Source organism: Labrys sp. 22185 (assembly GCF_052045555.1).
Taxonomy (GTDB): Bacteria; Pseudomonadota; Alphaproteobacteria; order Rhizobiales; family Labraceae; genus Labrys; species Labrys neptuniae.
The window spans coordinates 1-5,576 of record NZ_JBQEPH010000090.1 but is presented as its reverse complement, the minus strand read 5'-3'; the positions used below and the strand labels follow the sequence as shown (position 1 = coordinate 5,576).

Annotated in this window: 6 protein-coding genes and 1 pseudogene; 3 read left to right on the top strand and 4 right to left on the bottom strand. The window is 55.2% G+C overall.

Annotated elements, in window-relative coordinates; translation table 11 throughout:
* Positions 1-209: 209 nt before the first annotated feature.
* The gene (gene groL, locus ACTJKX_RS37745; RefSeq protein WP_440727572.1) at positions 210-1,832 is read right to left on the bottom strand and encodes a chaperonin GroEL; all 1,623 of its coding nucleotides are present in this window, start codon (positions 1,830-1,832) and stop codon (positions 210-212) included.
* Positions 1,833-2,454: 622 nt separating this feature from the next.
* Here groL and ACTJKX_RS37740 point away from each other — a divergent pair.
* Entirely contained in the window at positions 2,455-2,784 is a 330-nt protein-coding gene (locus ACTJKX_RS37740) for a hypothetical protein (protein ID WP_440728461.1), read from the top strand.
* A gap of 187 nt (positions 2,785-2,971) precedes the next feature.
* A complete protein-coding gene (locus ACTJKX_RS37735) occupies positions 2,972-3,253 on the top strand; it encodes a hypothetical protein (RefSeq protein ID WP_149249132.1) in 282 nt (93 codons plus the stop codon).
* A 491-nt stretch (positions 3,254-3,744) separates the two neighbouring features.
* Here the strand turns inward: ACTJKX_RS37735 and ACTJKX_RS37730 are convergent, their stop codons facing one another.
* Positions 3,745-4,020: a helix-turn-helix transcriptional regulator gene (locus tag ACTJKX_RS37730; RefSeq protein WP_440728460.1), complete on the bottom strand. Its 276-nt coding sequence runs from the start codon at positions 4,018-4,020 to the stop codon at positions 3,745-3,747.
* Positions 4,021-4,142: 122 nt separating this feature from the next.
* On the opposite strand from ACTJKX_RS37730, the gene ACTJKX_RS37725 reads away from it, so the two are divergent.
* Entirely contained in the window at positions 4,143-4,484 is a 342-nt protein-coding gene (locus tag ACTJKX_RS37725) for a hypothetical protein (protein ID WP_440728462.1), read from the top strand.
* Here the strand turns inward: ACTJKX_RS37725 and ACTJKX_RS37720 are convergent.
* Together ACTJKX_RS37720 and ACTJKX_RS37715 are read right to left on the bottom strand one after the other, a co-directional pair.
* Positions 4,445-4,637, bottom strand: a pseudogene (locus ACTJKX_RS37720) (IS6 family transposase); the annotation flags it as partial. The gene ACTJKX_RS37725 and the pseudogene ACTJKX_RS37720 overlap by 40 nt on opposite strands.
* 114 nt (positions 4,638-4,751) lie before the next feature.
* Positions 4,752-5,576 (bottom strand): recombinase zinc beta ribbon domain-containing protein (locus tag ACTJKX_RS37715; protein ID WP_440728459.1); only part of this gene is annotated, 825 nt, incomplete at its 5' end.

Sequence of the window (5,576 nt, the reverse complement as noted above, 5' to 3'; positions counted from 1 at the left end):
GCGGCAGTAGGGACTCGAACGCTGAACAGAAGGCGACCGCTCCCCTGTTCCTCGACTTTTATCAGCTCGACATTTGTCATCTTATCCTCCTACAGTAAAAAGCTTGGACTTGAATTGATGAATCTATTATTTTTTAGCTAATTCACCTATTTGTATTTATTATTATACTTTAGTTTTATGGGTATTGAGTAACCGTGGGGGGTATCTCATCAATACCCCATTTCTCCATTGGGCATGGAGCCGGCACTGTCTGATCCCGAGGACACGATAATCGCCTCGGTGGTGATCATCAGTGCCGCGACTGAGCCCGCATCCTGCAAGGCTGCCCGTACCACTTTGGCCGGGTCGATGATGCCGGCCTCCAGCATGTCGACATAGCGCTCGGTCTGGGCGTCGAAGCCAAGATTGGCATTGTTGGCTTCTACAAGCTTGCCGACCACCGTCGACCCCTCGACGCCGGAATTCTCGACGATCTGCCGGATTGGCGCTTCGAGCGCTCGCATGACGATGGCAATGCCTGCCCTGACATCGGGATTGTCCGAGGTAATATTGTAGAGAGCTGTCTTGGCTCGTAGCAAGGCGAGTCCGCCCCCGGGGACGATGCCCTCCTGGATCGCCGCTCGGGTCGCATTAAGTGCGTCCTCGATGCGATCCTTCTTTTCCTTGACTTCGACCTCGGTCGCGCCGCCGACGCGAATGACAGCCACACCGCCCGATAGCTTGGCGAGGCGTTCCTGCAGCTTCTCCTTGTCGTAATCGGAATCGCTCTCTCCGATCTGGCTCTTCAGCTGTTGAACGCGGGCGGCGATGTCCTTCTTGTCGCCGGCGCCATCGATGACGGTCGTGCTGTCCTTGTCGATGTGCAGGCGCTTGGCGCGGCCGAGCATGTCGATCGTGACATTCTCAAGCTTGATGCCAAGATCGTCGGAGATGAGCTGCCCGCCCGTCAGCGTGGCAATATCCGCGAGAATGGCCTTGCGCCGATCGCCGAAGCCCGGCGCTTTCACCGCAGCGACCTTCAAGCCGCCGCGCAGTTTGTTGACGACGAGCGTTGCAAGAGCTTCGCCCTCGACATCCTCCGAGATGATCAGAAGAGGCTTACCGGTCTGTACCACCGCTTCCAGGAGCGGCAAAAGAGTCTGGACGTTCGTCAGCTTCTTCTCGTGGATCAGGAGGTAGGCATCCTCCAGATCCACCGACATCTTCTCGGCATTCGTGATGAAATAAGGCGAGAGATAGCCCCTGTCGAACTGCATGCCTTCGACGACATCGAGCGCGGTTTCGGCGCTTTTGGCCTCCTCCACCGTGACGACGCCTTCATTGCCGACCTTCTTCATCGCCTTGGCGATCATTTTGCCGATCGAAGCGTCGCCATTGGCCGCGATAGTGCCGACTTGGGCGATTTCATCCGAGGATCGAACCTTCTGGGCTCTTGCCTCGATATCCTTCACCACGGCAAGCACGGCCATGTCGATGCCGCGCTTGAGATCCATCGGATTCATACCGGCGGCGACGAATTTCGTACCTTCCCGGAAAATGGAGGCGGCCAGCACGGTCGCAGTCGTCGTTCCATCGCCAGCAAGATCATTGGTCTTCGAAGCCACCTCACGCACGAGCTGGGCGCCCATGTTCTCGAATTTGTCGACGAGATCGATTTCCTTGGCGACAGTCACGCCATCCTTGGTGATGCGAGGCGCACCGTAGGGGCGATCGATGATCACGTTGCGCCCTTTGGGGCCAAGCGTGACCTTGACGGCATTGTTGAGGATCTCCACGCCGCGCAACATGCGATCACGGGCATCGCTGGAGAATCTGACATCTTTGACGGGCATGGTTGAACTCCGGTCTTTGTTGCGTGTGAAAGGCAAAGGCAGGCAAGGCGTTTAGGGCCCACCCGGCGGCGGCCTTCGTTTGTCGAGACGGCAATGACGTTGCTCTCCCATGCTCGGGATCGCCTTGCCCCCGTGTCTGCTCTGCCGTTTCGAAGTAGCCACTTCGTCCCACCGCCGAGGCGACCACCAACGGCTTGGTCTGCCTGAGGTGGGATGTCTTTGAAGTACACTTTTCTGTGCCCGGCACGCGTCCGCGCGGCGCCCATTTCTTATACACCCTTTGGCACTCAAAGGACATGAGCGCCAGAAAATAAAAATCAAATCCTATTTCAATATCTGAATAAAACTCAACCCTATCTGATTAAAACCTTTCAAAATAACTTTTGAATTAATGAAAAATAATTCTCGCCATCAAGTAAAATAGGGAGTATAGTATTTTCGATTAACAAAAAAATACAAGGAAAATTTGCAAATACGAGCTTCGTAGAGAGGTTTTATTTGAGATTTTGTAATTTTAAGGCACGGGTCCGTGTCTGGATCTGCCGTGAAATAGCATCCATACGGCGTTGATTGGCGCCCTCGTGGTTGCAGAGCAGACGTCGCGACATGGCAGAAGGTGCGCATGATGGCATGCGTCCACGGCCTTCGTGACGCCGAAGCCCAGGCGAAGGATGCGTTGCGGACATTTGCTTGGCTGCGTGAGGAGGCTCCGATGCGACAAGTTCTTTTGAAGTCACCACTCGACGATGGCTTCGACAAAGCGATCGCTAATTGGGAGAATGAAGGAGGCGCCATGCGGGTTACTCCCGGCAGACTTTCCTTGCAGATTCAGCGAGATTTGCTCGAGCGGGAAATATTCCAAGCCATCCTGACAAGAGGCCTAGACGACGAAGGGGCCTTTCGCCCATTTCATTCCTTTCCGTGGGCAATCCGAACAACTGTCGTTGAATGAACGCTCCAGCCCAAAATCGGCTATTTCTCCACCATGCCGTGGTCGCGCGCACGATGCTCATCTCGCTCTGGCGCGAGCATATGCAATCAGCCATCCAAGCCTGCCTTGCCGCCGCGGTAGGGCGAAAGCCCTCCCGTTCTCGCAAGAGCCGAGAGCGGAAATTATCCGTCGGCAAAGGAGAGGTGTGATGAATGTCCGCACGACGCGCTCGACGGTGACTTTTACCAAGCCATTCCGCCTCGATGGCTTCAACGAAAATCAACCACCCGGAGACTATAGGGTCGACATAGACGAAGAGTTGATCGAAGGCGTGTCATTTCTGGCCTATCGGCGCATCGCGGCTCTTTTTCATCTGCCAGCACTCTCACAGCCGCAAACCTCGATCCAGGTAGCTAGCATCACGCCCGCCACGTTCGACGCCATGCTCGAACAGGACGCCATGACACCATCTAGCAATGGCCGAAATTAGCTAGAGCATCGCGCCGAAAAGTGGACACCGGCTTTCGGCAAAAACGACGCGACTACAAAACTTGCAGCATCAGGCTCGTTTCTGAAGTCGAGTCCGATGCTGTAGGAGATCCTTCCGTCGGTTTTATTGGTTTGGACTTACGCAAATCAGCCTGTGTGCTGCAAATCGGAGCCAAGCTGAGGCAGGGGAACCATTTTACGTTGGTACCTCGTATGTCCAGACCCGAAACCACTTCAGGACATGCCGCTGCGACACGCATGGAATCCGTTTCTGCCGGTAATATCTTACGACCAAGCCGGCCATCCCGTCCGATAGACCATCCGTGGCGATAACCGGCGCTTCGTCAGTCCAGCGAAGTTGGCAGAAATTCGCTGCTCGCTTCCCGCCCGTCCAACAGCCCTCGGTCTTTTCTCGGCCGAGTGCCCTGGCCTCAACATGAGTAATATGTTTGGGCATGCCAGCCTCTCAGGCCAAGATATTCAAATCTTATATTATGAAGTGATATTTTTGCTCGAACCTAGTATCGTGGAAATATGAACCCTAAGTATTCTAGAAATTTTTATGTATGTTATCATTGGAGAGCTGAAATTTCCGGTTTCTATATCAACGATTTCCGCTATCGAGACATCTGCTCTACGCGATAATTCCTCCTGAGTTAGATTATTTGCTCTGCGCCATGCTTCTACAATATTTATTTCATCTGCCTCACTGTGTCCATTCGGGCGCGTACGCAAAGACTTCAGCTGTCTTTGTGCATCGGCTCGCATGCGATAGTAGGGGCTGCAGGTGACCGTGATATCTCGTCGTTCAGGTGTGTCGCATTGCCTCACCTAAGATGTTACTGCCGAACTCCTATGCCGCCATGATGCTCTCACCGCTGGGGGGCATCATGAAGACGAAGATGACACATGCCATGCGCATGGAATTCGCAGATGTTGTGCGGGCTCGCTGTGCGGCCGCAGCAAACAGGGACAGTTTCCAGGCCGCTACACACGCAAGCAGTGCAATAGGCTTCTCCGCCACATCAATCGCTGGCGCCAAGCTGCTCGCGCGCGGCGTTGTCATCGGGCCGAAGACGTATCGTCGGCTCAGCGAGAAACCGCGTAGTCGAGGTCTTGATATCTTCAAGGACCACTGGGAGGAGATGGTGCGGTGTCCCGATGAGGGCCCGGATCAGAGGCAACACGACATCCGCCGGTTGAAGCGCTTCAGAAGCAACGGCGAGAAGTGAACGAAGGAGCGGTGGATCGTCGAATAATCGGCGCCCAGGCCGCGTTCCGCCACCAGCTCTTTCAAGCAACATAGGCCAGGTGCCAGCGCATGCAAAGTAGCATCACCGACAAATTAGCATCACCGAGCGGTCGAAATGGTTGCCCTTGAACATAACACGCACTCGATCGGACCGATGGCGCTCTCATGTCGCACACCGCTTACCGAAAAGTTTGCAACACAACCCTCCAACGGGGCATCGATACATCCAAACTAGCGTAAGATGGAACTACGCCACAGTACGAAATAAACCTCCAGAATCATCGGAAAGTAGAATTTCTAGTACGCTACGGCGCGCCTGCAGCGATCGCAAGTAATGATTAAATCCTGCCCCCGCAACCATCTTTAATTGCGATTTCCCCGCCCCCAAGGCGGGCTTTTTGCGTTCCAGGGATATCGCAAGGATTCCGGCCAGATCGCCGCGCACGTCGATCTGTAGCGAACCGCCTTCCGGCGTCAGTGAACGGATCTGCTCCGCCGCGGCGATGCGCTCCCGGCAAGAATCGTCCTGGAGTGCCGCATGTAGATCCTCGATCTGGGCACGATAGTGCTGCGCCATGTTGGGGTGCAGCAGGGGAGGCGGTTCTTCGGCATCGCCTAGGAACCGCGTCAACTCGGTCTTGCGGGCCTCGAGCTTGTGGCTGCGCTGCTTGACCGTCTCGATCGACATCGCGTCCTTGAGATAGAGATCCATAATCTTGTCGAGTTCGCGCTCGATCCGCTTGAGCTCAGCGTCTGCTGCGTCAATGGAAGCTCGGCCTTCCATGCGAAGCCGGTTCAGTTCGCGTGTAAATGCCTCGCAGAACTCCTTGAATAGGCTCGGATCCATCAGGTGATAGCGCAGGGCATCGAGGACGCGCCGTTCCAAATGATCCCGGCGAATGTTGTTGCGGTTGTCGCATGTGCCCTTGTTGCGCGCAGTTGAACAGCCGAGCAGATCTGCCGAGATCATCGAATAGCCGCTGCCGCAGCAGCCGCATTTGATCAGGCCTGAAAACAGATGCTTGGGTCGCCGCCGATAGTTGATGGAACGGATGTCGGCATGGCCATCGTC